General features: G+C 67.5%; 21 protein-coding genes, 1 tRNA gene and 2 pseudogenes. 10 read left to right on the forward strand and 14 right to left on the reverse strand.

What is annotated here, in order from left to right; translation table 11 throughout:
- A pseudogene (locus tag ACFYO0_RS46100) lies at positions 1–191 on the reverse strand (sugar ABC transporter substrate-binding protein); the annotation flags it as partial.
- 416 nt (positions 192–607) lie between these two features.
- Between ACFYO0_RS46100 and ACFYO0_RS46105 the strand changes: the two are divergent.
- On the forward strand, positions 608–1,006 hold the full coding sequence (locus ACFYO0_RS46105) for a DUF5994 family protein (protein ID WP_388688362.1): 399 nt from the start codon (positions 608–610) through the stop codon (positions 1,004–1,006).
- Positions 1,007–1,616: 610 nt separating this feature from the next.
- Positions 1,617–2,345 carry a glycosyltransferase family 32 protein gene (locus ACFYO0_RS46110; protein ID WP_388688364.1) on the forward strand — a complete coding sequence of 243 codons (729 nt, stop codon included), beginning with the start codon at positions 1,617–1,619 and terminating at the stop codon, positions 2,343–2,345.
- 142 nt (positions 2,346–2,487) lie between these two features.
- Here ACFYO0_RS46110 and ACFYO0_RS46115 read toward each other — a convergent pair.
- Together ACFYO0_RS46115 and ACFYO0_RS46120 are read right to left on the reverse strand one after the other, a co-directional pair.
- A pseudogene (locus tag ACFYO0_RS46115) lies at positions 2,488–2,610 on the reverse strand (low temperature requirement protein A); the annotation flags it as partial.
- A gap of 46 nt (positions 2,611–2,656) precedes the next feature.
- On the reverse strand, positions 2,657–3,535 hold the full coding sequence (locus ACFYO0_RS46120; protein WP_388688367.1) for a GH32 C-terminal domain-containing protein: 879 nt from the start codon (positions 3,533–3,535) through the stop codon (positions 2,657–2,659).
- Here ACFYO0_RS46120 and ACFYO0_RS46125 point away from each other — a divergent pair.
- Entirely contained in the window at positions 3,534–4,916 is a 1,383-nt protein-coding gene (locus ACFYO0_RS46125; protein WP_388688370.1) for a glycoside hydrolase family 32 protein, read from the forward strand. The genes ACFYO0_RS46120 and ACFYO0_RS46125 overlap by 2 nt on opposite strands.
- Here ACFYO0_RS46125 and ACFYO0_RS46130 read toward each other — a convergent pair.
- Together ACFYO0_RS46130 and ACFYO0_RS46135 are read right to left on the reverse strand one after the other, a co-directional pair.
- A complete protein-coding gene (locus tag ACFYO0_RS46130; protein ID WP_388688372.1) occupies positions 4,898–5,068 on the reverse strand; it encodes a hypothetical protein in 171 nt (56 codons plus the stop codon). The genes ACFYO0_RS46125 and ACFYO0_RS46130 overlap by 19 nt on opposite strands.
- A gap of 35 nt (positions 5,069–5,103) precedes the next feature.
- Positions 5,104–5,460 carry a PRC-barrel domain-containing protein gene (locus ACFYO0_RS46135; protein WP_388688375.1) on the reverse strand — a complete coding sequence of 119 codons (357 nt, stop codon included), beginning with the start codon at positions 5,458–5,460 and terminating at the stop codon, positions 5,104–5,106.
- 469 nt (positions 5,461–5,929) lie between these two features.
- Here ACFYO0_RS46135 and ACFYO0_RS46140 point away from each other — a divergent pair, with 469 nt between their 5' ends.
- Positions 5,930–9,070 (forward strand): BTAD domain-containing putative transcriptional regulator, encoded by a 3,141-nt coding sequence (locus tag ACFYO0_RS46140; RefSeq protein ID WP_388688378.1) that lies wholly within the window; start codon positions 5,930–5,932, stop codon positions 9,068–9,070.
- Positions 9,071–9,158: 88 nt separating this feature from the next.
- Here ACFYO0_RS46140 and ACFYO0_RS46145 read toward each other — a convergent pair whose 3' ends face one another.
- Positions 9,159–9,974 (reverse strand): ABC transporter permease, encoded by an 816-nt coding sequence (locus ACFYO0_RS46145; RefSeq protein ID WP_388688381.1) that lies wholly within the window; start codon positions 9,972–9,974, stop codon positions 9,159–9,161.
- A 47-nt stretch (positions 9,975–10,021) separates the two neighbouring features.
- Positions 10,022–10,981 (reverse strand): ATP-binding cassette domain-containing protein, encoded by a 960-nt coding sequence (locus tag ACFYO0_RS46150; protein ID WP_388688383.1) that lies wholly within the window; start codon positions 10,979–10,981, stop codon positions 10,022–10,024.
- A gap of 416 nt (positions 10,982–11,397) precedes the next feature.
- Between ACFYO0_RS46150 and ACFYO0_RS46155 the strand changes: the two genes are divergently transcribed.
- Entirely contained in the window at positions 11,398–11,799 is a 402-nt protein-coding gene (locus ACFYO0_RS46155; protein WP_388688386.1) for a DUF4234 domain-containing protein, read from the forward strand.
- A 179-nt stretch (positions 11,800–11,978) separates the two neighbouring features.
- Here the strand turns inward: ACFYO0_RS46155 and ACFYO0_RS46160 are convergent, their stop codons facing one another.
- From ACFYO0_RS46160 to ACFYO0_RS46170, 3 genes are all read right to left on the reverse strand, one after another.
- Positions 11,979–12,419 (reverse strand): pyridoxamine 5'-phosphate oxidase family protein, encoded by a 441-nt coding sequence (locus ACFYO0_RS46160; protein ID WP_388688388.1) that lies wholly within the window; start codon positions 12,417–12,419, stop codon positions 11,979–11,981.
- Between the two features lie 49 nt (positions 12,420–12,468).
- Positions 12,469–13,962, reverse strand: a complete 1,494-nt coding sequence (locus ACFYO0_RS46165; RefSeq protein WP_388688391.1) for an MFS transporter — start codon at positions 13,960–13,962, stop codon at positions 12,469–12,471.
- Positions 13,963–14,058: 96 nt separating this feature from the next.
- Positions 14,059–14,544, reverse strand: coding sequence for a MarR family winged helix-turn-helix transcriptional regulator (locus ACFYO0_RS46170; protein ID WP_388688393.1), 486 nt, complete (start codon positions 14,542–14,544; stop codon positions 14,059–14,061).
- Between the two features lie 1,758 nt (positions 14,545–16,302).
- On the opposite strand from ACFYO0_RS46170, the gene ACFYO0_RS46175 reads away from it, so the two are divergent.
- On the forward strand, positions 16,303–16,521 hold the full coding sequence (locus ACFYO0_RS46175; RefSeq protein ID WP_388688396.1) for a hypothetical protein: 219 nt from the start codon (positions 16,303–16,305) through the stop codon (positions 16,519–16,521).
- A 356-nt stretch (positions 16,522–16,877) separates the two neighbouring features.
- The gene (locus ACFYO0_RS46180; RefSeq protein WP_388688399.1) at positions 16,878–17,378 is read left to right on the forward strand and encodes a YfbM family protein; all 501 of its coding nucleotides are present in this window, start codon (positions 16,878–16,880) and stop codon (positions 17,376–17,378) included.
- Positions 17,379–17,565: 187 nt separating this feature from the next.
- Here the strand turns inward: ACFYO0_RS46180 and ACFYO0_RS46185 are convergent, their stop codons facing one another.
- The gene (locus ACFYO0_RS46185; protein WP_388688401.1) at positions 17,566–19,149 is read right to left on the reverse strand and encodes a pentapeptide repeat-containing protein; all 1,584 of its coding nucleotides are present in this window, start codon (positions 19,147–19,149) and stop codon (positions 17,566–17,568) included.
- A gap of 603 nt (positions 19,150–19,752) precedes the next feature.
- Between ACFYO0_RS46185 and ACFYO0_RS46190 the strand changes: the two genes are divergently transcribed.
- From ACFYO0_RS46190 to ACFYO0_RS46200, 3 genes are all read left to right on the forward strand, one after another.
- Complete coding sequence (locus tag ACFYO0_RS46190) at positions 19,753–20,763, forward strand: hypothetical protein (protein ID WP_388688404.1); 1,011 nt, start codon at positions 19,753–19,755, stop codon at positions 20,761–20,763.
- Positions 20,709–22,049 (forward strand): multicopper oxidase family protein, encoded by a 1,341-nt coding sequence (locus tag ACFYO0_RS46195; RefSeq protein ID WP_388688406.1) that lies wholly within the window; start codon positions 20,709–20,711, stop codon positions 22,047–22,049. The genes ACFYO0_RS46190 and ACFYO0_RS46195 overlap by 55 nt, the downstream gene beginning before the upstream one ends.
- Positions 22,050–22,451: 402 nt before the next feature.
- Positions 22,452–23,018, forward strand: coding sequence for a helix-turn-helix domain-containing protein (locus tag ACFYO0_RS46200; protein WP_388688409.1), 567 nt, complete (start codon positions 22,452–22,454; stop codon positions 23,016–23,018).
- Between the two features lie 58 nt (positions 23,019–23,076).
- On the opposite strand, the gene ACFYO0_RS46205 is transcribed toward ACFYO0_RS46200, so the two are convergent.
- The 3 genes from ACFYO0_RS46205 to ACFYO0_RS46215 all read right to left on the reverse strand — a co-directional run.
- Positions 23,077–23,163: transfer RNA gene (locus ACFYO0_RS46205), tRNA-OTHER, on the reverse strand.
- 105 nt (positions 23,164–23,268) lie between these two features.
- A complete protein-coding gene (locus ACFYO0_RS46210) occupies positions 23,269–23,478 on the reverse strand; it encodes a hypothetical protein (protein ID WP_388688412.1) in 210 nt (69 codons plus the stop codon).
- Positions 23,479–23,777: 299 nt separating this feature from the next.
- Positions 23,778–24,329: transposase (locus ACFYO0_RS46215; protein ID WP_388688414.1), on the reverse strand; the 552-nt coding region annotated here is incomplete at its 5' end.

Genomic DNA, 24,329 nt, shown 5'->3' on the forward strand with positions numbered 1-24,329 from the left:
CCGGTGTCCTTCGTGAACGTGCTCTTCGTCAGCTTCGCGATGTCCTCCATCTGCGGATTACCGACCATCAGCACATTGATGCTCTCGCCGTCACCCCCGCCGGTGCTGCCCCCTCCGGCACCGGCACATCCGGCGAGCAGGAGAGCGGTGGCGGTGGCGCCTGCGATGAGGGCGTGTCTGGTTGATGGCATGGCGAAGGACCTCTCGGCTGCGGGTGGCTCGGGGAACGGGGTGGGGGAGGAGATGCGGCCCTGGGGTGTGGGCGCGAAACTCGATGGCGGAATTATTAGCAGGAGACTGCGCCGTTGTTAACACATCTTGCGAGAAAATCTCTGCGAACTTATCGTCGAGTCATCTCACGATGGGTGGCAGGACCACTCCTTCACCCCTCCATCGCCGGCCGCCGCCAAGCCGTTCGGTACTCCGCCAGCCCTGGCGTCGATCAGAACGTCGTTTCTGCCTGCGCGGGAGTACCGTGGGCGAAACGAGGGGTTCGTCGTGCCCACCTGACAGGTCGTCTCCAGCACGCCCCCCATCCACCAGAGGCAGCCCGTGACCCCGGCCGCGCCTCCTCCCAGCGGCCTTCACCCAGGTCAAGGAGCCCCGCATGACCACCGCACTGCAACCCCCGCTTCCCTCCCTCCCCGTCCTCCGGCTGCGCCTGGCACCTCACGGGGGCATGCCCCGGCCCATCGACGGAGCCTGGTGGCCCCGCTCGTACGACCTGCTCGCGGAACTCCCGGGGCTGCTCGCCGGGTTGCCGCGCGCATGGGGCCACATCAGCAGCGTCACGGTCAACGGGGCGGTGTGGTCCGCGACGCCGGGCCGGATGCTCGTCGTCAACCAGGTCGTACGACTGCGAAGGACCCTGGCGGCATCGGCCCAGCACACCGTCGTCCTGATCGCCCCCGGCCGGGGGCGCTGGGATCTGCTGGTCGTCCCGCCGGAAACGACCGAGGAGGCCGCGGAACCGCTCATGGCCGCCGCGTCGGGCAGCCACGTCTGAGAAGCCGAGGCGGTCGGTCACCTTGAGCAAGTTCACGATGCTCGGGCAGGTTCAGGTGCCGGGGGCCGCTCCTTACAGCCTCATCGAGGCGACGGCCGCTTGAGGGCGGGTGCCCACCGCCACGAGACTTCACGCTGCTCGTGTCACACCAATGGAACCCAAAAGCAACATATGAGGTCCTGCCCTGCCCTGCGGGACGGACCTACCATCGAGTCTCTTCTACGCGTGTCGGGGGACGGGGGAGCCGGGGGGTGAGGGCCATGCGAGGCAGGGGCCGCGTCGTGAGGGGAATGGCGTCCGTGCTGGAGCGCATCGCCGGAGTGGGTGCGCCTGCGGCGCGGACTCGGGCTCCGACACGGACTCGTCACCCTTACCGTCACCGCGACAACTACGGCGACAGCATCCACTAGGACTCCCAGGCGTACCGGGTGGTCCGGGGTGGCCCGGCGTTCCAGTCGAGCCCCGGGCATCCGCGTGGAGAGAAGTTCCACCGCGTGGACACTGCCCCCGCGAGGTCGCCGAACTGGCCTGAGCGCAGGCCGATACCCCGAGCCCGCCGCCACATGCAGGCGGCCGACTTCCTCAACACCATGGTCCGCTGAGAGGCACCGTGATCCGCAGCAGATTCCGTAGATCCACTGTCAACGTCGCAGACGCCACGCAGGCAGGCATCCCCAAGTTGATTCACATCATCTGGGTCGGCGAGAAGGCCTTCCCCTACCGGGACAACCTCCACACCTGGAAGAAGCACAACCCCGACTACCAGGTCCGGCTCTGGACGGACAAGAACCTCCCCGCACTGCACAACCAGTGGGTCTACGACGCCCTCGCCGACCAGCCGCCCGCCGTACGGGCCGATCTTCTCCGCCTAGAACTCCTCGCCCAGTACGGCGGCATCTACACCGACGCCGACTCCTGGTGCACCCAGCCGATCACCCCCCTGATCGACGGCCTGCCCCTGTTCGGTATGACCGGCAACAAGGGCAACGTCCAGAACGCCACCCTCGGTGCCGTCCGGGACCACCCCGCCTACCGCATGATGGTCGAAGGCGCCGGAGCACGCTACCTCCGCCTGGCCTACGCCAAGCGCAACACGACGGAGAAGTACGAGGTCTTCGACATCTTCGGCACCCGCTACATCACCCCCATACTGCGTTCCTTCCCTGACTTCACCCAGATCGATCATGGCGCGGTCAGGGGAAGCCGCCGTCTGATAGTCGTTGAGGGCCTGGACAAAACCAGCGAGGCATTCATCGTCCACGCCAACGCCACCACTTGGAAAAAGCCGGGCGGCGACAACCGGCTCACACTCACCCCGGCCCGCCCCGAAAAGTCGTGAGCTGCCCCGAGTTTCGTAGAGTCCAAGAACCGTAGAACAGCTCAGTCCACCGGTTGCCGTCGTGCTTCCCGTGTCGTGAGCGACGCCCCCGTCGCGACCGTGGCCGCAGCCACCAGCCTGGCCGCCGGCACCGCCCGGTGCCCGAGGCGAAGATCAGGTAGTGGCCGTAACCCCACAGGAAACCCTCCTTGTTGGAGAGCAGGCGGTGGTGGACGGGGACCGCGAAGCAGGTCCACCAGGCCGCGAAGACGATCAGCAGGCCGCCACCGTCACCCGTTCGGGTCCGAGGCACCGGACGGGCGGCCCCGCTGTCACTCCCGGCGTACGGGAACGTTGACGTCGTCCACGTTGATGTGGCCCCAGCCGCCCGTTGCCCGGTCGACGACCTCGACGTAGATCCGCTCACCGATGTGGGCGGACAGGTCGAAGACGACCCGGCGGTACTGCTCGGCACCGCGGCCGGTGGCCTTGGCCAGCACCTTGCCGTCGCCGGCACGGACGACGGCGGCGTAGAGCCGGTCGGGGTCGTTGCCGCCGGACACGAGCAGATCGACCACGCCGTCTCCGCCGAGGGTCACGGTGGCGGAACGGAGTACGCCGGTGGCGTCGTCGCCGCCCCGGTCCGGGTTGAAGCCCCACAGGTGGTGGCCGGACGCGTCGTCCTCCGTCTCGGCCTGGTAGAAGGGACCGCCCCAGCCCCAGTCAGGGCGGGTGGTCACATTGCCGTCGCTGAAGGTCGTGCCGGAGACGACGGTCCATCCCGTGAGGTCGCCGGTGGCGAAATCGTGGTTGGGCAGGGCGTCGACGTCAGTCGGGCGAGGCGGATCATATGCGGCCGGGGCGACGTGGGCGTCGTACGCGCCGTTCATCTGCCAGACGTCCAACTCCAGGATCCGGGCGGCGCCCGACTCGGCGATCAGCCGGAGGCCGGTGGCGTCCTGCCTGGTGGGGTAGACGCGGCTGGTAAGGCTGTGGGTCCCGTTCACGTATGCCTCCAGCATCGAGCGGTCGAGCAGGACCCGCAGTCGAAGTCGCCCGCCGTCCAGTTCGACGGTGCCTCCGTGCACACCCTTGCGTACGTCCGGGTCGAGGCTGGAGCGGCCGCGGTCGATGGAGAAACGCCGCTCGGTCGTGTCGTAGGAGGAGGAGTTGCCTCTTGCGCTGACTCCTACGCCGGGTGGCGAGGACATGGACGGCTGTTTCTCCGGCAATGCCGTGTCCGACGGCGACCGCATGGTCGCCTTCTACTCCGCCTACCGCACCGACCGCTGGGCCCAGCCGGTCACCACCGCCGAGTCCCGGGACAACGGTGTCACCTGGACACCCCGCGGCGCCTTGCTGATAGCGGAGTTGCCCGAGGGCGCGGCTATGTACCGCGACCCGTACGTATGGCGCGAGTCCGGCCGCTGGCGCATGCTCGTCGGCTCCGCCCAGACAGACGGCCGGGCGGCGGCACTGCTGTACGAGTCCGGGGACCTGGAGCACTGGGAGTACCGGGGCCCGTTCCTGGACCGCGCCCCGCAGCTCGTGGCACCGGGCGCCGACACGGGACTGGGCTGGGAGTGCCCCCAGTACCTGCATGCGAACGGCCGCGGCGCGCTGCTCCTGGGCGCCTGGGACCCGGAGCTCGGCCCGCGCCGGACGGTGGTCTACCCCGGGCGCGAGCAGGACGGCCGCTTCCTCGCCGACGCCCCGGCTCTGCTCGACCATGGGCCGGACTTCTACGCCCCGGCGCTGCTGCACGCGCCCGACGGCCGGTGGCTGCTGTGGGGTTGGTCGTGGGAGGGACGTGACGCTTCGTGGGTTCGGGAGGCCGGATGGGCGGGACTACTGACACTGCCGCGGGAGGTGACACTCGCCGAGGACGGCTCGGTACGACAGCGACCGGCCGCGGAACTCCTCGCGCTGCGCGACGAGCGGGCGATGACCGCTGCCGGCGAGACCACGGGAACGGCCGTACTGGGGACGGTGAGCCCGAGCTTCGACCTGACGGCGCGTCTGGAGCCTGGTTCCGCCGGGATGGAAGGAGGACTACGGCTGGTGACTTCTGCGGACGGTGCCGAGTACCTCGACGTCAGGATCGACACGGCGGCAGGTGACCTCGTCGTGGACCGTGACCACGCCTCCCTCGATCCGCGTGTGCAGGGCGGAACGTATCGCGTCCCCTGCCCCGAGGCGGCAGCGTCCGGCGCCCCGGTCGAACTGCGCCTGGTCGTGGACCACTCCGTCGCCGAGCTTTACCTGCCGTCGGGCCGGACACTGACGCTGCGGTTCTACCCCACCGGCGACGCTCCGTGGTGGATCGAGGCCCGGGCTGGAGACGAGGACGGCATCGGCTACTCGGTCGAGGCCTGGAACCTTCGGCCTTACACCATGCTGGGGGGCCGACGCGAGGGACAGGTCTACGGTCACGCAGGACAGTCTCGTCCACCCCTGAGCTCGGCTTTCTGCTTCAAGATTTCTGCTATCGGCCGTCCCTCCCCCGGCTTCTCCTCAGTGTCCCCACTCGCGTCAGGAGGCCGGTCGCGGCGGCCCTCGCCAGGTGTCGTGCGTTATCGGATGGGGCGGTGACGGGAGCGCTCAGACCAGCGCACGGCAGTGAGGGCCAGTGCGGCCACGAGGACCAGGATGCCGATGATCAACAGGTAGCCCAGCCCCTCCGCAACTGCTCCGATGAGTCCCAGCACGACGGCGACCAGAACGAGAAGCAGCAAGAGAGCCATGACCCGAACACCTCCTTCGGGATGAGCGCGGACTGTCAGCGGCGGGCGAGTCGCCGCTCGCCGCCTGCGCCCCTCTGGTAGGTCATGTCGTAGTGCTTGAAGATCGCTTCCTCTGCCTCGGCGGGCAGGATGTCGTCCACGCCGATCGAGGGCGCCTTCTTCACCAGTGCCTTGGCGTAGGACACCTTGACGTAGTCCGGCCCTAGGAGCGCCTCGTCGAGGGGCACGAAGACCAGCTGGTGGTGGGTGGGGAGTCCGGTGCGCACTGTGGCCACGGCCGGTTCGTCGGTGGTGGTGCTCACGTAGACCGCTTCCAGTACGCCGATCTTGTGACCCTTCGGGTCGACGACGCTGCGGTTGCGCCACTCGCGGATATCGGCTGCATGGATCATGGCCTGCCTCCTGAGCCGTTGATCCGGGCCGGTACGAGCCGTCCGTGCGGGCAGTCGCAGCCCGCTGAGCTCGGTAGCCCTGGGTCCTTCCAGGTTATAGGGGAACCTCTGCGTCGCGCCCGAGGACCTCGCGCTGTGGTCGCGTTCGCTGGGCTTCGCGGCACTGGCGTTGCTCACGCTGGTGATATCGGCGCAGGTGAGAGCGGTCCCGCAGCCGTCCACAGCGGGTCTGCCATGTGACCGCGGAGAACGTGGTGGGACTCGTCGTGGCCGTCTGTCCGGTCGGACGCCTCGTTCCGGCCCGGATCTTCCCCTAGGTCGGAGCCGCCTGGACATACCCCACCGCACACCGGGTGCCGTCCGGTGCTGGAGGCCCTTTACCGGAGACGGTCAGGTGGGTGATGCTGACCCGGCGTTGGAGGGATGATCGACACGGTAGGGGCCGGTCGGTCCGGAGGGGGAGGCCGCCGTGGTGCGCGTAGTGCTGCTTGGACCGATTCAGGTGTACGCCGATGATGTGACGCCGGTCGGGGTCGGTGGCGTTCGGCTGCGGATGCTCCTCGCCAGGCTGGCCCTCGAAGAGGGCCGGGCGGTGTCCGTCGACTCGCTCGTCGACGGCCTGTGGGGAGAGGAGCCGCCCGCGGACGCGGCCAACGCGCTGCAGGCGCTGGTGTCCCGGCTGCGCAGGGCGCTGCGCGGGTCCGCAGCGGTGGAGTCCGTGTCCGGCGGCTACCGGCTCTCGGTGCGGGCCGAGGACGTGGACGTTCACCGCTTCGAGGACCTGATCGCTCGGGGCAGGCGGGAACTCGCAGCCGGGCGGGCCGGCGAGGCGGCCTCGCTGCTTGGAACGGCGCTCGGGCTGTGGCAGGGCGCGGCGCTCTCTGATGTCCTCGACGCCCCGTTCGCCGGGCCCGTCGCGACCCGGCTCGACGATCTGCGGACCGCGGCGGCCGAGGACCACTGTGATGCCGAGCTGCGGCTCGGACGGTACAGAGAGGTGCTGGCCGATCTCGAAGCGGCCGGTGTCGAGCGGCCGTTGAGCGAGCGGGTCGCCGGGCTACGGATGCGGGCGCTGTCCGCGGCCGGACGGCAGTCCGACGCCCTCGCGGTGTACGAGGCGATACGGGAGCAGCTCGACGACGAGCTCGGCGTCGATCCGTCGGTCGAGCTGCGGGAGATCCATCTGGCCCTGCTGCGAGGCGAGTTAGAGACGCCCGCCGAGCGGGCCGAGGCCGCCCCGAGCCGCCTCCCGGCCCGGCTCACCAGCTTCGTCGGCCGTGACGGTGAACTGAACCGGCTCGCCGGGCAGTTGGCCCGCGGCCGGCTCGTCACCATCGTCGGACCCGGCGGCGCGGGCAAGACCCGGCTCTCCCTCGAAGCGGCCACCCGGGACCGCGCCCACGCCCGGGGCCGGGTCTGGTTCGTGCCGCTCGCCGGTGTGAGCGCACCGGACCAGCTGGCCGACGCGGTCCTCGGCGCCCTCGGCTCCACCGACGGCCGCCTCTACGACGCCGGCCAGGGGCAGCGGGCCACCCCGGTCGAGCGCATGGCCGGGCTCATCGGCAGCGGTGACGCCCTGCTCCTGCTCGACAACTGCGAGCACCTCGTCGAGGCGGCCGCGGAACTCACCGCCGAACTCCTCGACCAGATCCCGGAGTTGCGGATCCTCGCCACCAGCCGCGAGGCCCTCGCCATCACCGGCGAGTCCCTGTGCCACCTCGGCCCCCTCGACATGCCGATGGGATCACCGGAGCCCACTGAGGCCGCGCAGTCGCCCGCCGTCCGCCTCTTCGTCGACCGGGCCGTCGGCGTCCGCCCGGACTTCACGCTCGACGACTCGACCCTCGACGCCGTGGTCGAGGTTTGCCGACGGCTCGACGGCATGCCGCTCGCCCTCGAACTGGCCGCGGCGAAGCTCCGCTCGATGAGCGTCGAGCAGATCGCGCGCCGCCTCGACGACCGCTTCCGGCTCCTCTCCTCAGGCAGCCGCACCGCCCTGCCCCGCCAGCGCACCCTGCTCGCGCTCGTCGAGTGGAGCTGGGACCTGCTCGACGAACCCGAGCGGATCCTCGCCCGCAGACTGTCGGTGTTCCCGGGCGGCGCGACCGTCCCCGCGCTCGAAGCGGTCTGCGCTGACCCGTCGCTCCCGGCCGCCGACATCCCGTACGTCCTGGACGCCCTGGTAGAGAAATCGCTGGTCGACGCCGTCGGCGAAGGGGCGGACGAGCCGCGCTACCGGATGCTTGAGACGGTACGCGCGTACGCGGCGAGGCAACTCGCCGATGCTGAGCCCGGGGACGCCGTCACCAAGCGCTATGCCGCGTACTTCCTGGCCCTCGCGGAGGAACACGAACCCCGCCTACGTACCGGCGAACAGCTGCGCGCGATCGAGGTCTTCGACGCCGAACACGACAACCTCGTCCTCGCGCTGCGCTCGGTCGTCGACGCCCGGGACGGGAACCTGGCCGCACGCTTCGCCGGGGCGATGTTCTGGTACTGGGGGGTCAGGGGGATGAGCACCCAGCTCGACACGTATATGGCGGAGGCCGCCGGGCCGGGTTCCGTACGGGCAGGGGGGCGAGAACGTCCGGCCGCGGACGGCGAGTCGGCGACGGCACGTGAGTTCCACCCGGCCGCACTGCTCCTGCGGATGTCCCAGCTCTCCCTCCCCACGAGCGCATCAGGACCAGGCAGAACCGAGGACCAGGACCCCCTCGACTCGCCCGACCCCTGGGTGCGGGCCAGCGCCCACCTGGCACGGGACTTCGCCCTCACCGAACAGGGCGACCTGGTCACCGGTGCCGAGTCCCGGATCGAGGCCCTGCGCGGCTTCGAGGAGGTGGGCGACCGCTGGGGGCTCGTGATGAGCCTGCTCCCGATCGGCCGCGACCACTCCCTGCGCGGCGAGCACCCCCAGGCCATCGCCACCTTCGAACGGACCGTGGCACTCAGCTCCGAACTCGGCACCGAGGACTACCTCTACATCAGCAAGGCCAGACTCGCCCGCGAACGCCGGCGCAGCGGCGACCTGGAGGGCGCCTTCCGCGATCTGCACGCCGCACACCGGCAGGCCCGCGAGCGCGGACAGCTGCGCCTGGAGGCCAACATCATCGTGGGCTTGGCCAATGTGCACCGCAGGGCCGGTGACCTGGTGCGGTCCGACGCGACCCTCGACCGTCTCGAGGCGTTGAGCGCCCGGCGCCCTTCCCTCAGAGAACTGGCCCGCGACCTGATCGTCAGCACCCGCATTGAAAACCGTCTCGCCGAGGGGGACGCCGTGCAAGCCAGGGCCCTGCTGCCCGAGGCGGCCGGCGCCTTGTTCAGCCAGGGCGCGGGCGCCGCACTCGCCTGGGTGGCCGAACTGCTCGGCGGACTACGGGCATTGGAGGGCGATCCCGAAGCCGGCGCCAGATCGCTCGGCATGAGCCAGGTGATGCGCGGCGCCTTCGACTGGGGCGAGCCTGAGTGGTGCGAGCTGGTCGACCGCATCGTGGCGACGCTGGGTGAGGAGGGCTTCAAGAAGGCGTACGAGGATGGGGCCGCGTACTCCCGCGAGGACGCGCTGCGGTGGCTGGAGGCGGAGACCTTGCGGGCGGTGTCACGGATGTGACGACGTGCGCGTGGTCATGCGGACAGCCGGGCGGGGTCCGCAGCACTGTGAGTGCGGACCCCGCCCGGCCGGGCTTGTCACCGGAGGATCATCCGGCGTTCTTGCGGTAGGCGCGCAGGGCCAGCGGGAAGAAGACCGCGATCACGCCGGCCATCCAGGCGAGGCTGCCGGCCAGGGAACTGGCGACCTCGCCGCCGTTGAGCAGGCCGCGGACCGCGTCGGACACCAGGGAGACGGGGTTGACGTCGGACCAGGCCTGGAGCCAGCCGGCCATGCTGTCGGTGGGGATGAAGACGTTGCTGGCGAAGGTGAGCGGCAGGATCAGGATGGTCATCAGGCCCTGCACGGAGGCGGGGTTCTTGATCAGCATGCCGAGGAACACCGAGAGCCAGGAGAAGCTGAGGGCGAAGCCGATCAGCAGGGCGAGCGCGGCGAGTGATGCCACCGGGCCGGCCTCGAAGCGATACCCCATGACCAGTGCGAGGACGACCAGGGTGCCCAGGCAGACGACATAGCGGACGATGTCCGCCAGCACAGCGCCGATCAGAGGGCTGGAGCGGGCGATCGGCATGCTGCGGAACCGGTCGAAGATCCCTGTACTGGCGTCCGCGCTGAGCGAGGCGCCGATGCCGACGCTGGCCTGGAAGACGGCCATGACCATGACACCCGGGGTGATGAGCTGCAGGTAACCGTCGATGTCGCCGCCGGACATGGCGTCCCCGAAGAGGTAGGCGAACATCAACAGGCTGATGATCGGGGTGAGGATCACATCGACCAGCTGGATGGGCGACTTCATGAACTTGGTGACGCCGCGGCCGGCGAGGGCGAGGCTGTGCCGGGCGGTCTGCGCGAGGCTGATACGGCTGGGGAGCTCGGCGTGGGCGCTGAGGGTCTGGGAGCTCATGACGGGGTCCTCTCGGGAAAGTCTGCGCGGAACGGGGGAGCTGGGGCTCAGACGGCGACTGGCTGTTCGTCGGTGACGGCAGGCGCGTGTCCGGTCAGGGCGAGGAAGACCTCGTCCAGGCTGGGCAGCCGCAGGCCGAGCTCGTCGGCGGTGATGCCGGCGCCGTCCAAGCGACGGGCGACCGCGGCGACGAGCAGCGGGTCGTCGACCGGGACGGTCAGCACGCCGGAGTCCTGCACAGGGGAGTGGCCGGACAACTCGGCGACCAGCTGCGCGACCCGCGGCACATCGGCGGCCATGGCGGGCCGGACCTGGAGGATCTGGCCGCCGACGCGGCGCTTGAGCTCACCGGGCCGGCCTTCGGCGACCTTGCGGCCCTTGTCGAAGACGGTGATGGAGTCGGCGAGTTGGTCGGCCTCTTCGAGGTACTGCGTGGTCAGCAGCACCGTGGAGCCGTCCGCGACCAACTTCCGTACGACATCCCAGACTTCCTGCCGGGCGTGCGGGTCAAGGCCGGTGGTGGGCTCGTCCAGGTAGAGCACCTGGGGCCGGCCGACCAAGGAGGCGGCGAGGTCCAGACGCCGCCGCATACCGCCGGAGAAGGTGGCGATCGGCTTGCGGGCCGCCTCGGTGAGGGAGAAGTTCTCCAGGAGCTTGGCGGCCCGCGCCTTCGCATCGCGTCGGGACAGGCCGAGCAGCCGCCCGATGAGCACCAGGTTCTCGGCGCCGGACAGGGTCTCGTCCACGGAGGCATACTGACCGGTCAGCCCGATCAACTGCCGGACCTTGACCGGGTCCTTGACGATGTCGTGGCCGCCGATGGTGGCGTGTCCGGCGTCGGGGCGCAGCAGCGTGGCCAGGATGCGCACGGTGGTGGTCTTGCCGGCGCCGTTGGGGCCCAGGACGCCGACGACCTTCCCGGCCGGGACCTCCAGGTCGACGCCGTCCAGGGCGGTGAAGTCGCCGTACTTCTTGACCAGTCCCTCGGCTCGGATCGCGTACGACATGTTCAACAACTCCTCGTCAGGTCCTTCGTCGTTCTCGATGACCACGACGATGCCGGGCCCCGCTGACAGCCCGCGGCCGGCACTCTGACAGCGGTCGCCGACAGCTGTCAGGCGGTAGTCAGAGGCCTCAGTGAACAGGCCCGGCACACGCTCCCTCAGGAGCGTGTGCCGGGCCGAATGAGCCGGTGGTCGAATCGAGGGCAGGTGTTGCGTCTCGATGCTGGCCCAGGCGACTACGTGCCCACTGTCACCAGCTGCACGCACGACACAGGAAGGGCCTGATCCTCAACGAGGATCGGGCCCATGACCCAACCGAGACCGCTCTCATGGCTGTCAGGAATGGCTCCCTGCTGCTGACGCGCACGACGCGCGCGGTGCGGCTGGTCGTGATGCACTGACTTCATGGGAGGTGCGTCATGTCTGGTCGTGCTGGCAAGACCCGCAACATCTTTCTCGTTTGGCTGATCTGGCCGCTGATCACGCTGGGCATCTACCACCTGGTCTGGTATTACAAGGTGAATCGCGAAGCTCGGGACTTTGATCAGCGGATCGAGGTCAATCCGGTGTTGGCTCTTCTGGCCCTCACGGTCGGGTGGCTGGTGATCGTTCCCCCGTTCGTATCGGTCTACAACACCGGTCTGCGCATTGCCCGTATGCAGCAGTCGGCCGGGATGCAACGGACCTGCAACCCCTGGATCGGGGTCATCCTCATGGTCGTCGCCGGTCTGTACCCGCTCTACTACCAACACGAGCTGAACCAGATCTGGGCCCATTATCAGATCCCAGCAGAGGGCGAGCAGGTGCCTCTTGCAGCTTGACGTGTACAGAGACACGGCTCCGGAGGGCGATTCAGTGCGGAGCGTATGCGCAGGTTGCCGTGCCGGTCGCGGCCGCCGGTGGTGATGGCGGCGGAGGGGAAGCAACCGCCTCGGAATCCAGCCCCGCTCCGCCCTGCGTGACATCGATCCCTCGCCTATCCGGCGTATGCACCGAGTCCTCAGTCCTGGGCGGGGATGTCCAGAGCGGTCCCGTACAGGCGGGAGACCCGGATCAGGATCATCACGCGCCGGTCGGGCAGCGGCTGCTCGCCGGGGGCCGCCCCGTCGGCCGGGTCCACTATTTCCGCCTCGCCCTCCGCCACGGCGAACGACCAGACGTCCGGGCCGCTGACGTGCAGTGAGGTGTGCGGGTCGCGGCGCAGCTGGCGGACCTTGAGGCGGTCGGCGGTGGAGGAGACGCGCAGTACGTGCTCCTCGGCGTTCCAGTCGTAGAGGACGGTCGACAGGTGCGGGTGGCCGGTGCTCCTGACGCTCGCGAGTACGCCGAACTGCTGCTGCCGCAGCAGCTGGGAGAGCTCCTGGTCGGTGAGCACTCGGGGGGCCGGGCCGTCGTTCTTGGTGGTGCCGGTGGTGGTCTCGGTGGCGGTGCTCTCGCTCATGGGGATCAGCCTTTCGGCGGTCGGGGTGTAGGTGGGGGGAGAGGGCGGGTCAGACGGCCGCGGTGTGGGCGGGAGCCGGCGTGTCGGCGGCCGGCTCCTGGGCGGCCTGGCGCTCGGGGCGGCGCAGCATCGTGAAGGCGACGGCGAAGGCGATGACCAGGAGCCCCGCGCCCACCGCGAAGGCGAGCCGGTAGCCGCCGGTCAGTGCCTCGGCCGTCGTCCGGCCCTCCGCCGCGAGGCTCTCGGTACGGGAGGCGGCCAGGGTGGACAGGACCGCGACGCCCAGCGCCATGCCGATCTGCTGGGTGGTGTTGAACAGGCCGGACGTGAGACCGGCGTCCTCCTCGTTCGCGCCGGACATACCGAGTGTGGTCAGCGCCGGCAGCGCGAGGCCGAAGCCCGCGGCGAGCAGCATGACCGGAAGGAGGTCGACGACGTAACTGGCCTGCACGGGGACGCGGGTGAGGAGGGCGAGGACGCCGATGAGGAGCACGATGCCCGCCAGCAGGACGTTGCGCTCACCGAAGCGGGCGTTGAGACGGGCGGAGACTCCCAGGGAGACGGCACCGATGACGGCGGCTGCCGGGAGCATCGCGAGGCCGGTCTCGGCGGCGCCGTATCCGAGCACCTTCTGGAGGTACAGGGCGACGAGGATCTGGAAGGAGAAGAGCGCGGCGACCATCAGGATCTGGACCAGGTTGGCGGCGGAGACGCTGCGCGAGCGGAGGATTCGCAGCGGCATCAGCGGGTTCTTCGCGGTGGCCTGACGGACGAGGAACGCGGCGAGCAGTACGGCGGAGAGGGCGCCGAAGCCGAGGGTGCGGCCCGAGGTCCAGCCGTACTCCTCGACCCTGACGACGGTGTAGATGCCGAGCATCAGACCGGCGGTGACCAGAACCGCGCCGAAGACGTCCGCGCCCGCCTTGAGGCCCAGACCGACGTCACCGGGCAGGGCCCGGACGGCGATCGCGAGGGTGGCGATGCCGATCGGCAGGTTGATGAAGAAGATCCAGTGCCAGTTGAGCGCGTCGGTGAGTACGCCGCCGAGGACCTGGCCGATGGACGCGCCCGCCGCGCCCGTGAAGCTGAAGACGGCGATGGCCTTGGCGCGCTCCCTGGGCTCCGTGAACAACGTCACGAGGATGCCCAGGCTGACGGCGGAGGCCATCGCGCTGCCGATGCCCTGGAGGAAGCGGGCGGTGATCAGTACGGCGGGCGAGGTGGCCACGCCGGCCAGCAGCGAGGCGGCGGTGAAGACGGCGGTGCCGGCCAGGAACATGCGCCTGCGACCGATCAGGTCGCCGAGCCGGCCGGACAGCAGGATCAGGCTGCCGAACGCGATGAGGTAGGCGTTGACGACCCAGCTGAGGCCGGCGGGGGTGAAACCCAGGTCGTTCTGGATGGCAGGCATCGCCACGGTCACGATGGAGCCGTCGAGGATGATCATCAGCATCCCGGTGGCGATGACTCCGAGGGCGAGCCGGCGTGAGCGCGGGTCTTCGGGAGGAGCGGGCGACGGCGCGGAGTCGGATGCGGCAAACATGCGGTCTCTCCTGTCGGTTGGGGCGACAGGAGAGACCGTAGCAGATGATTTTGTTGCAGACTATTTTGTTCGGACTTACTTTGCCCCGCTCCCCGCCTACCTGGACTGGCGTGCCCGGCGGGCGGTGCGCGGGGTCGCGGCAGGAGTCGCCAGACCGTCGTCGACCAGGCGATTCAGGGCCCGCAGAAGGGTCTCCCTGTCCCCCTCGGGAAGCGTGGCCAGGGCGTCGCGATGCACGCGGTCGACGATCTTCTGACTCTGCCCGGCGACGCGGGCGCCCTCGTCGGTGACGGCGATGATCCGGGCCCGCCGGTCCGTACTGGAGGGGCGGCGCTCGGCCAGACCCGCCTTCTCCAGGGCGTCCACCGTCACCACCATCGTGGTCTTGTCCATGTCGCCGATCTCGGCGAGCTGGATCTGGGTGCGCTCCTCCTCCAGCGCGTGTACGAGCACACAGTGCATGCGGGCCGTCAGGCCGATCTCGGCGAGGGCGGCCGACATCTTGCTCCGCAGGACGTGACTGGTGCGGTCGAGGAGGAACGACAGGTCTGGTTCGATGCGCGCGGGCGTCATGGCGGTCATGCCTGCCAGCGTAGAGGAAGCCGTTCCGAGGCGGATTATCCGGAAGAGACCTTAATGGAGCCCGGGCAGACCAGATCGCCCAGTCGCGGCCGGCGGCCCGCGCTGGGAAGCTTCTCGGTCACTGACGAAGTAGGGGTGGTCAGCACCTCGCGATCACCCGCAAGACCGTCACCAGCCTCGCCGGCCGGCTCCCGGCGTCTGCGCCGGAGCTGCCCGAGCACCCGGACTACCCGCGCATCCTCGCGCTCTTCAACGAAGCGACCGGCCCTCTGCGGGCCAAGGACGTCTGCGAAGCCCTCGGCCACGACCTGCTGCCGAAGAACGTCCAGGGCACCCGGGCCAAGCTGAAACACTTGGTCAAACCCGGCACTCGCGCCTGGGTCGCTTGCGGGTTTCCTCTCGTTCCCTGGGAGTGGAACCTCGTGATCCACTCCCCGCTCACTCCCGAGGCGGCCCGGAGAACACATCAGGCCCGGTTTCCTGAGAAGGAAACCGGGCCTGACCTGGTGTTTCGGCTGTCGGGGTGGCGGGATTTGAACCCACGACCTCTTCGTCCTGAAGCAACTTGGGTGTGTGCTCGGCCTTGGGTCGGTGTGCCTCTCATCTGCTGTGATGGTCCGTGGGTGTGCGTGGTTGTCCGCCGCTGTGCGTCGGCGTTGTCACGCAGTTAGATACTCACCCTCAGCGGCGACCGCATCACGCCCTCCGAAACAGGTACATGCCGACGATCTTCCCCTTGATCGCCACCTAGGGATTCAAGCTGGCCGCGCTGCGCTGCTCGATCTCAGCCTCAAACCATCCATCACCACGTTCGAACGCGATGCGTGCCGGTTCAAGGATGAGGCCCTGCATGCGCTCCATATACGCGTTCCACCGTTCGGCGCCTTTGGCCTCCCGTGACTCCCCCCGTGCTGCGAGGTCCTCTTGTCTGGCCTGCCACCGCTCCTGCATCCCCACCGGTGCCCCCTCTTAGTACTGTCCTGGCACTTGGTGCACCAGCTCAGTCAAGTCCCTACCCACACCTGCCAGGTCGGGCACGGCAAGGCATCGCTGACCTTGTACTTCGCTGCTGTACCGCAGGGGTGTCAGGGACGCTTGCTGACAGTCGGACGCACGTGAGGGGCTCCGGCAGCCAGCATAATCCCCGCCAACACGGCGCAGCCCGCCGCCGCCGCTGCCGTCACCCGAACCCCCTGCGGTACGTCGTCCACTGCTCTACGCTCTCCGTCTTCCATGACGCACAGGGTGCGCAGGGTGAGGAATTGGACGTCATAGTCCGTCGCTCCCTTCAGCTGGGTCATGCACGGGTGGTTGTAGGGGAACGGAGCCGAGTTCGTCCCGCCGTCCTGCGCCGCGGCCACGGTCAACATCAGATTGAGGGCCCCCAACGAGTAAGAGGCCGTGGCCGTGGCTGCGCAGGCAAGGGCTACAGCAACGACCACACGGCGCCATCCAGACCAGTGCCGGTTCCCCGGCAAGACAACTCTGAGGCACCGGAGCAGCAAGAACACAACCATCGCGATGGCAGCGAGAAATACCACCGGTACGAGGAGGATCACGACAGCCCTTTCTACTGGGCTCGGCTACTCACGGTCATCCTGCCTGCAACCATCCAGCCTCGACGTCAACTGTGGCCTGGATCATAGAAGTTGAAGCCGCTGCGAGAGCGGCGCCAGTCGGAGATGCCGCCAAACCGGCTGGGCCAGGGGCGGACCTGGCAAGCCCTGCTATCTCAGCACCGATGACCGCGATGGCTACATGTCCCGCCTGGCGGACGACATGGAAGCGGTCCAACTCGGGATGGCGGCCGAACTGCTGGAGCAAGCACTGGAAGTACTTGGCGACGAGGATGCGGAGCTGGGGGAGCTGCGCCCTCTGGCGACGAAGCTGACCGAAGCCTTGCGGGACGTGCTCCGTGTCGCGCAGCCGCGGGCACCTCTTGGCGGTGAGCGAACCCTGACCGCTCCTGAAGGCTAATCAGAAGCCGTGACTGGCAGCGCCGACCTTCGCTTCGCGGTAGCGCACTCATGGGGAGAGAAGCCCTGGTCAGGGACAAGGGCTTCTCCCTCAGTCAAGCCAAGCCGGTCCGGATCGACGGCAGTGCCCTCAGCTTGGGATGCACCAACGACCCTTCTCTAGGGCGCACGCTTTCCAACTGTGTTGGTGGGATGGCGGGGGACGTGCAGGGACGTTCACCTGCGTTCATTGGCGGTTCGGCACTGGGCTGAAACCGGCTCCGGGGCTCGGCTGACCGGTGAACGGGACCGAACGAGACGGAAACTGAGACGGCCCGTCCGATGGCCGTTGTCCGTGGCCTCGCTTAGTCTCCGGCCATGAGCATGATCGGTGAGTACCTGCGTGTCACGGCTGCTGAGCTTGACCGAGCGATCGAGGACCCGGCTTGGGCTCTGGACTTCGTCGAAGAGGTTCAGGACGCCGAAGGGGAGGCGGAGCCTGCGCCGGCCGCAGCGCGCCACTTCAGCACGTACAAAACCTGGGACATGCTTCGCTTCCTACTGGCGCGCGCCGAGTTCCCCGTGAACGTGATACACGGTGGGGAGCCGTTCGCCGAGGATGAGGATTGGGGGTACGGGCCTCCGAGGTACCTGCGGCCTGAGCGGGTCCTGCTCGCGGCGGAAGCTCTGCGGGCTACCAGTTATGCCCAGCTCGTCAGTGGCGTGGAGCCTGCTGAACTGACCAGCGCCGAGGTGTATCCGCTCGGATGGAGTGAGCCATGCTTCTTGGAGTGGGGGCGTCCCTGGTACGACGGCCTCACACAGTTCTTCGACGCTGCTGCCAGGGCGGACGACGCGATGCTCGTTTGGCTGGACTGACGGGCCACGGCCCGCGGCCCGGTGAGACCTCAGCTTGGGAAGCTAAAGGGTATCTACGGCTTGTCCTGGAGCTGACCTGCGGCGGAGTAGCGTCGGGGACTAGTGGACGGCCGGCTGGTTCCCCGGCATTCCCCGTGGTTCCCCGCACGATCTGGCACGGGTCTGGCACGCCTCTGACACCGCCCGCCTACCGTTTCACTCGCCCCCGGATGGCGAACGCAGCAAGACCGAGCAGCACCGGCTCGGAGAAGCGGGATGCCATCTCGATGTACCCGCCGGCTGTCGTCAGCTCCTCCCCGCTGGAGCGGAACACGACCGAGTTGAGCGTGACGCTGAGCGCCTTGTCGAAGCGCTCACCGGTGAAGCGATCACCTGTCGGATTCTTCGGATCGTCCTTGTCGATTTCGAAGGTCACCGTGCCGCCACCGGGCGGAACGGTGCCGGTGGCCTCCTGCTTGGCGGAGTTCTGGGGGAGGCCGAAGCCCAACATCAGCAAGATCGTCGTCATCATCGCGAGGGCGAGCCAGCCGAGCGCACGCGAGGCACGCAGGCCGTAGCCGGACAGCAGCCAATACGCGTGAAGCAGCCAGCGTTCTGCCGTCCCCCATCCTTTGCTGTGGCGGCGCATTTCCATTTCGCCGTAGTAGAAGTCTGCTGCGCCCGGTTCGTCCTTTGCATCCTCACGACCCTTGCGGAGCTGACGGTAGATGATTGCGAGACTAGCGAGGCTAGGGACATCGTGTGGGTGCTCCGGAGCGGCGCCCCACGCACGATGCAGAGATGCAGGGTGGGATGGCAAAGCGCGCCACATACGTTCCTCTTCGATCACCTGCCGTTGGTTCCAGCTGAATGGAATCCCCAACTGCCATTGTGTTCCGCGAGGAGGATTCGAGAAGATCCATCGCCCCTCTAGCCTGAGTTGGTCAAGGTGAAGAGCGCCATCGAATCTGCATGAAGAAAGGTCGAGGTTTGACAGTGTGAGCCAAGCGCAGTCCACTCCGTTGAGTGAGACAATCTTTGCTTCTCCACTATGAGTACCTGCGAAAGATTCGGGTGGAATGTCATCGAAGGGGGTGGATGCGCTGACGATTGCTAGTGGTTGTGAGAGTGCAGGATCTTCCAATAAGATTTGAGCATGGCGCGCTTTGATTTTTGCTACCGCCCCCCAGGTAGTCCTATAGCATGCGATTCGCCTTGCTGTGACCTCTAGCGTAGTGGGTTTCAAAAAATTTGCTTCATGTAGACTGAGCTCCCCTAGACACATGAAGGGACCTATTTGGGAAGCGCTTTGTAGTGTAGTGGAGTGTATCTTTAAGTCCTTATGGAATACTGCGCCGAGAAGCCATATCTCTCGAAGAGTGGCGTCAGTCAAGTGCACGTTGCCGAAATATTGAGCCGTATTTGAGAGTAGCCAGTCGAAATCGGTTTCGCGGAGGTTCACTTCGTTCCTGAATAGCGCCCCCTCGAAGAAAGTGTCACCAGAGAACTTCCCTCGCCAGAAGGATGCGCGACCGAGGAATTCTGTCTGCTCCAGAGAGAAGCCGTCACCGAAATGAGACTCGCCAAAATCAACGTCCCCCTGGAACAGTGCATCGGCGAATGATGCTGCGCTGGCAGTGTACGTCGCGCCGCCGAAATTTGCTTTTCTGAAAGCAGCGGGGCCGAAAGTAGCCTTTCCGGTGCTGGGGTCTTTTACGGCATCGAGCACTTCATCTAAAAGGTTCGCGTCGAATGCGGTGCCGCTTAGATCGATCGAGTCTCCTGGCCTCAAGGATTCTAGGTACCGGAGCCTGCCTTGGTCCGTAGTGTGTTCAAGACACGCCCCACCCGGGCTGATCTGAATGCCCAAGCACCCGATGGCGTCATTCGCAGAGTCGGCCCCGGTTCCGCAGTGCGGCCAGTCTGGAGGCTCGGGGGCAGGCGACGGCTCACTCATGCCCCTACCAATACCGCATCTGGCCTCGATGATCCGGGAGTTGGGAACCTTGGTGAGCCTCCTGGCTTACACGGTCGCCGCTGTCCGGCGAGGCACCGGGACATTGCCCGCACCCCTCCGGGCTGCTGCCACTGAGCGCTCAGTGTTGCCCGGCAGTGCCCTGTGCTGCGTTGGTCATCGCTGAGTGCCCTTTTACGGCCCGAGGACGGCCCGGAAGGACGCCCGTCCATGAGCATCGCATTAGGAGTTCGATCCAAGAAGGAACCCATCCCCGGACTGGTGTGCTTGCAGTTCCGCATCCGTTCCACAGGGGTCTGCCACGATGCGTTCGTGTCCGCCGTCGTTGATGTCAGCTATGGATGTCAGCGGGGCCCGTCCTCAACCCTGTTCGACCCAGTGGCGTGTACGGCTCCGGAGTGATCGCGCCGAGGATGATGTGTGGACGATTCGGGCAGTATGAGGACGCTCGCCGTTGCCTCCTGCCGTGGCCTCGCGATCAGGCACACCGAACCTGGGGCCCTGGGATTCACGACCCCTCGGCTGGCTCATTCGCTGGACGAGGCCATTTGCAGCAACGAATTTTGGCCGTCGCTGCGCCGAATTGCAGCCCGCGCGCCGCCCCGTCCCGACAGCCTGACGACACACCAGGCAGGTTCCACTACCTACTGCGTGCGCGCCCTAACATCCCGTCAGGAAATGGTCGAGGCTCTTGGGCTGCAGAAGGCGAGAGAAATGATCGAACGAAGAGACCTACTCGTAGCCGGGGCCGCTGGTGGGACGGCTTTGGTTCTTCCAGGATCCAAAGCGGCGGCGGCACTCCCCAATGGGACCGCGGTGGCCCCGAGGGCCGGGTCCGCCGGCAAATTCCCAGTCCCCACTCTGGACCCCACGACCATCCCGAAATACGTCACCAACCTGGTGATCCCACCGGTGATGCCGAAGGCTCGTCACTCGCACCGGCACGGCATCGACACATACGTCATCGGCGTCCGGCAGTTCAGCCAGCAGGTATTGCCGCCCACTCTGCCGTCCACCACCGTATGGGGATACGGCTCGCTCGCAGACAACAACACGTTCAACTATCCGTCGTTCACCATCGAGGCCAGGGTCAGCCAGCCTGTCCGGGTCACCTGGGTGAACGATCTCGTCGACGGGCAGGGCCGTTTCCTGCCGCACTTGCTGGCGGTCGACCCTACCTTGCACTGGGCGAACCCGCCGGGCGGCAAGGCCGGGCGCGATTCCCGGCCGACGTTCACCTCGACGCCGGGTCCGTACACCGGACCCGTGCCGATCGTCACTCACCTGCACGGTGGCATTCCACCGAGGAGAGCGACGGCTACGCCGAGGCGTGGTATCTGCCCCGCGCGAACAACATTCCTCCTGGATTCGCCACCGTGGGCACGTTCTACAACGAGTTCCGGGAGAAGTTCGCCGATGCGCACGGCCTGAAGTGGGAGCCGGGCACCGCGACCTTCCAGTACGCCAACGACCAGCGGGCGTCGACCCTCTGGTTCCACGATCACACCCTGGGCATGACCCGGCTCAACGTCTACGCCGGACCCGCCGGATTCTATCTGCTGCGCGGCGGCGAGTCTGATCTGCCCAAGGGGGTACTGCCCGGGCCGGCGCCCGCCTTCGGTGATCCGCCGGGCACCCGGTACCACGAGATCCCCCTGGCCATCCAGGACCGCTCATTCAACTCGGACGGCTCGCTGTTCTACCCCACGAGCCGAGAATTCTTCGACGGGTTCGCGGGGCCGTACATCCCCACCACAGATGTACCTCCCATCTGGAACCCCGAGTTCTTCGCAAACACCATGGTCGTCAACGGACGGACATGGCCGAAGCTCGAGGTCGAACCGCGCCGCTACAGGTTGCGCTTCCTCAACGGATGCAATGCCCGGTTTCTGATCCTTAAGATCGCGGACAGTCCGACCGCACGGTCGGCCCAGTCGGCCCTACCGTTCTGGCAGATCGGCAACGAAGGCGGATTCCTGCCCGCACCGGTACGGCTGGAGCGGCTGCTGTTGGCCAACGCGGAGCGGGCTGACGTCATCGTCGACTTCACCGGGATCCCGGAAGGCACCGAGCTGTACCTCATCAACGAGGGCGCGGACGAGCCCTTCGGCCGAGGTGAACCGGGCGTGGACTTCCCCGTGGCCGATCCGGACACCACCGGGCAGGTGATGAAGTTCGTGGTCGGCCCGCTGGTGAGCAAGGACAAGAGCGTTCCGCCGGACAAGCTCAGGCTGCACAGGATCAGGACGCTCGGCTCGGCGTCCGTCACCCGTCGGCTCTCCCTCAACGAGGCGACCTCCAACAGTCCCCTGGTGCCGCCGGACACGCCGGTCCAGACTCTGCTCGGCACGGTCGACTCCGCCGGCAATCCGGTGCTGCTCGGCTGGGATGACCCGGTCACGGAGAATCCGAGACTGAACGCGACCGAAACATGGGAGCTGTACAACTTCACTGTGGACGCCCACCCGATCCACATCCACGAGGTGGCGTTCGAGGTGGTGAACCGGCAACCGTTCAACGGGTCACCCATTCCGCCGGAGAGCTGGGAGCGTGGCTTCAAGGACACCGTGATCGCTTATCCGGGAGAAATCACCCGGGTGAAGGCTCGGTTCGAGCACCCTGGTCGCTTCGTTTGGCACTGCCACATCGTCGAGCACGAGGACAACGAGATGATGCGGCCGTACCAAATCGGAGGCAGGCGCAAGAAGGGCCACTGACAGGTCAGCGCCCGTGGCCGGTCACAGCGGTCGAGCCACCACGGAGGCCGTCTACAGCAATCAGCTCCGGCCCGTGATCACGAAGGGGGCCAGGGCGACGCGGTGGCCTGATCATCTTCGTCTGGGCCTCCTCGGTGACCCCCGAGCACGACAGAGGGCCATTCGCCATCACGCGAATGGCCCTCTCACCAGTGTCGGGGCCGCGGGGTTTGGCCGACGACCCGTAGCCGGAGCGAGGTAAACCTTCGACCGCCCGCTTTGATGTCAGAAGCGCATGTCAAAGGCCCCGGACCTTGATCGGTCCGGGGCCTGTTGGCCGGTGCCCCCGGCAGTGTCCTCGCTCAGGACATCGGAATGGGATGTCTCAAGACATCGGCATGACCTCGGGGCCATGGTCTGGCGATGTCGAAGAGACGTCTGGTGATCACTGCTGTCGTCGTAGAGTGCCGTACCCAGGGCGAGGTCGCTCGCGCGTACGGGGTGTCGCAGGGCTGGGTCAGCCGTCTGGTGGCCCGCTACCGAGCCGAGGGGGAGGCGGCGTTCGAGCCGCGCTCCAAACGACCGAAGACCTCACCCACCGCGCTCGATGCGGACACGGTCGACCTGATCGTCCACGCCTACAACCACCAACGACCCCACCGGTCGCTGCCCCACCGCGCCACCCCGGCAGCGATCTACACCACCCTGCCCAAGGCCCTGCCCGCCCACAGCCGCGACGCCGACACCCACACCCGCGTCCGCCACGACCGCATCGATCAATCCGGCGTCGTCACCCTGCGCCTGGCCGGACGCCTGCACCACATCGGCATCGGACGAACCCACGCCGGAACCCACGTCATCATGCTGATCAACGACCTGGACGTCCGGATCGTCAACGCCACCACCGGCGAGCTCCTCCGCGACCTGACCATCGACCCCAGCCGCGACTACCAACCCACCGGCCGCCCACCCGGCCCACAACGACGATGACCCCGAACCCAGTCGTGGGTTCGGGGTCATTCCGATGTCCTGAGACATCACACGGTGCCCCCGGCAGGATTCGAACCTGCGACACCCGCTTTAGGAGAGAGGCGGGGGCGTGGGGCGGGTGACCTGCGGGTTGCCGGATTGGTCTCAGCGCTACGAACTCGCCCGCCCGGCACCGTGATTGACCGCAGCTGACCCCTACATCTGGCACGACTGTGGCACGCGACCTTGTACCTCGCCGAGATCGGCGACGCTATTGCTCACGAGTTGCCGGGGCGCCGTACAGGTCTTCGATCTGGCGCTCGGCGCGAGGGCATGCAGCCATCATCCCGTTTGGCGTCTCGTAGCTGCTGGTCGGCTGTTCCGAGCAGTCCTCCTGGCCATGCCACGAACATCCGCCCCGCCTCCCCACCGTGCCCTCGCGGTGCAGCATCGCGTCGTAGGGGTGCTTCACGATGGGCACGAGAGCTCCTGAAGGGCGTAAGGACGACGGCTCAACGGTAGCGAGAGCCGACGGCTGAGAACAGGACGTTCCGTGAACAGGAGGCGGGATACCCGCAAGGGGGGAGCCGAGTCTTGGGATTGTCAATCCTCGCTCTCAGCTTGGGAAGCTGCGTCTACCTGGGGCCTTCTGATGCGCTGACCTGCTCCTATGGTCGCGCCCTGCCCTCTTCGGGCTTGGCTGCTTTCACCGTGACTCCCCGCTGTTCCCCGCCCGATCTGGTGCGGTTGTGGTGCGCGCAGTCGCCATCTAGTGGCTCGTCACGCAGCCTTGGCCGGGTATTGGGTCCACTGACGGATCGGTGAGTCGGGGGCGAAGTTGGTCTTCGGTTCCGTGTGAGTGTTGCGCCAGCGCACGTAGGCGGCGATGGCGGCGTTCTGCTCGTCGTGGCTGCGGTGGTCGGTGCCGTTGAGTGCGAAGTAGTGCAGGGCCGCGAACTCGGCCTCGATCCAGTTCAGCCAGGATCCGTAGGTCGGCAGGAAGACCAGCTCGACCTGGTGGTCGGCCGCCCAGGCGCGGACCTTGGCGTGCTTGTGCGGGGAGAAGTTGTCCAGCACCACATGCAGCTTCTGGTCGGGCCAGCGGGCCCGCAGGGCCTTGAGCAGGCCGAGGAACTCCCGCCAGCGCTTGCGCGGGCGGATGCGCGGGCGGATGCGGTAGTACAGCTTGCCGGTGGCCAGATCGATCCTGTGCGGACGCCTCACCGGACCCCATGCGTTGCCCTTGCGCGGCATCAGGTTCAGCGGGCCGAACTCGTCGACGCAAATCACCCGCCCGTCCGCCGGTGGGGTGTCGTAGAGCGCCAGGATGCG

It is taken from the genome of Streptomyces sp. NPDC006365 (assembly GCF_042870755.1).
GTDB classification, from domain to species: domain Bacteria; phylum Actinomycetota; class Actinomycetes; order Streptomycetales; family Streptomycetaceae; genus Streptomyces; species Streptomyces xiangluensis.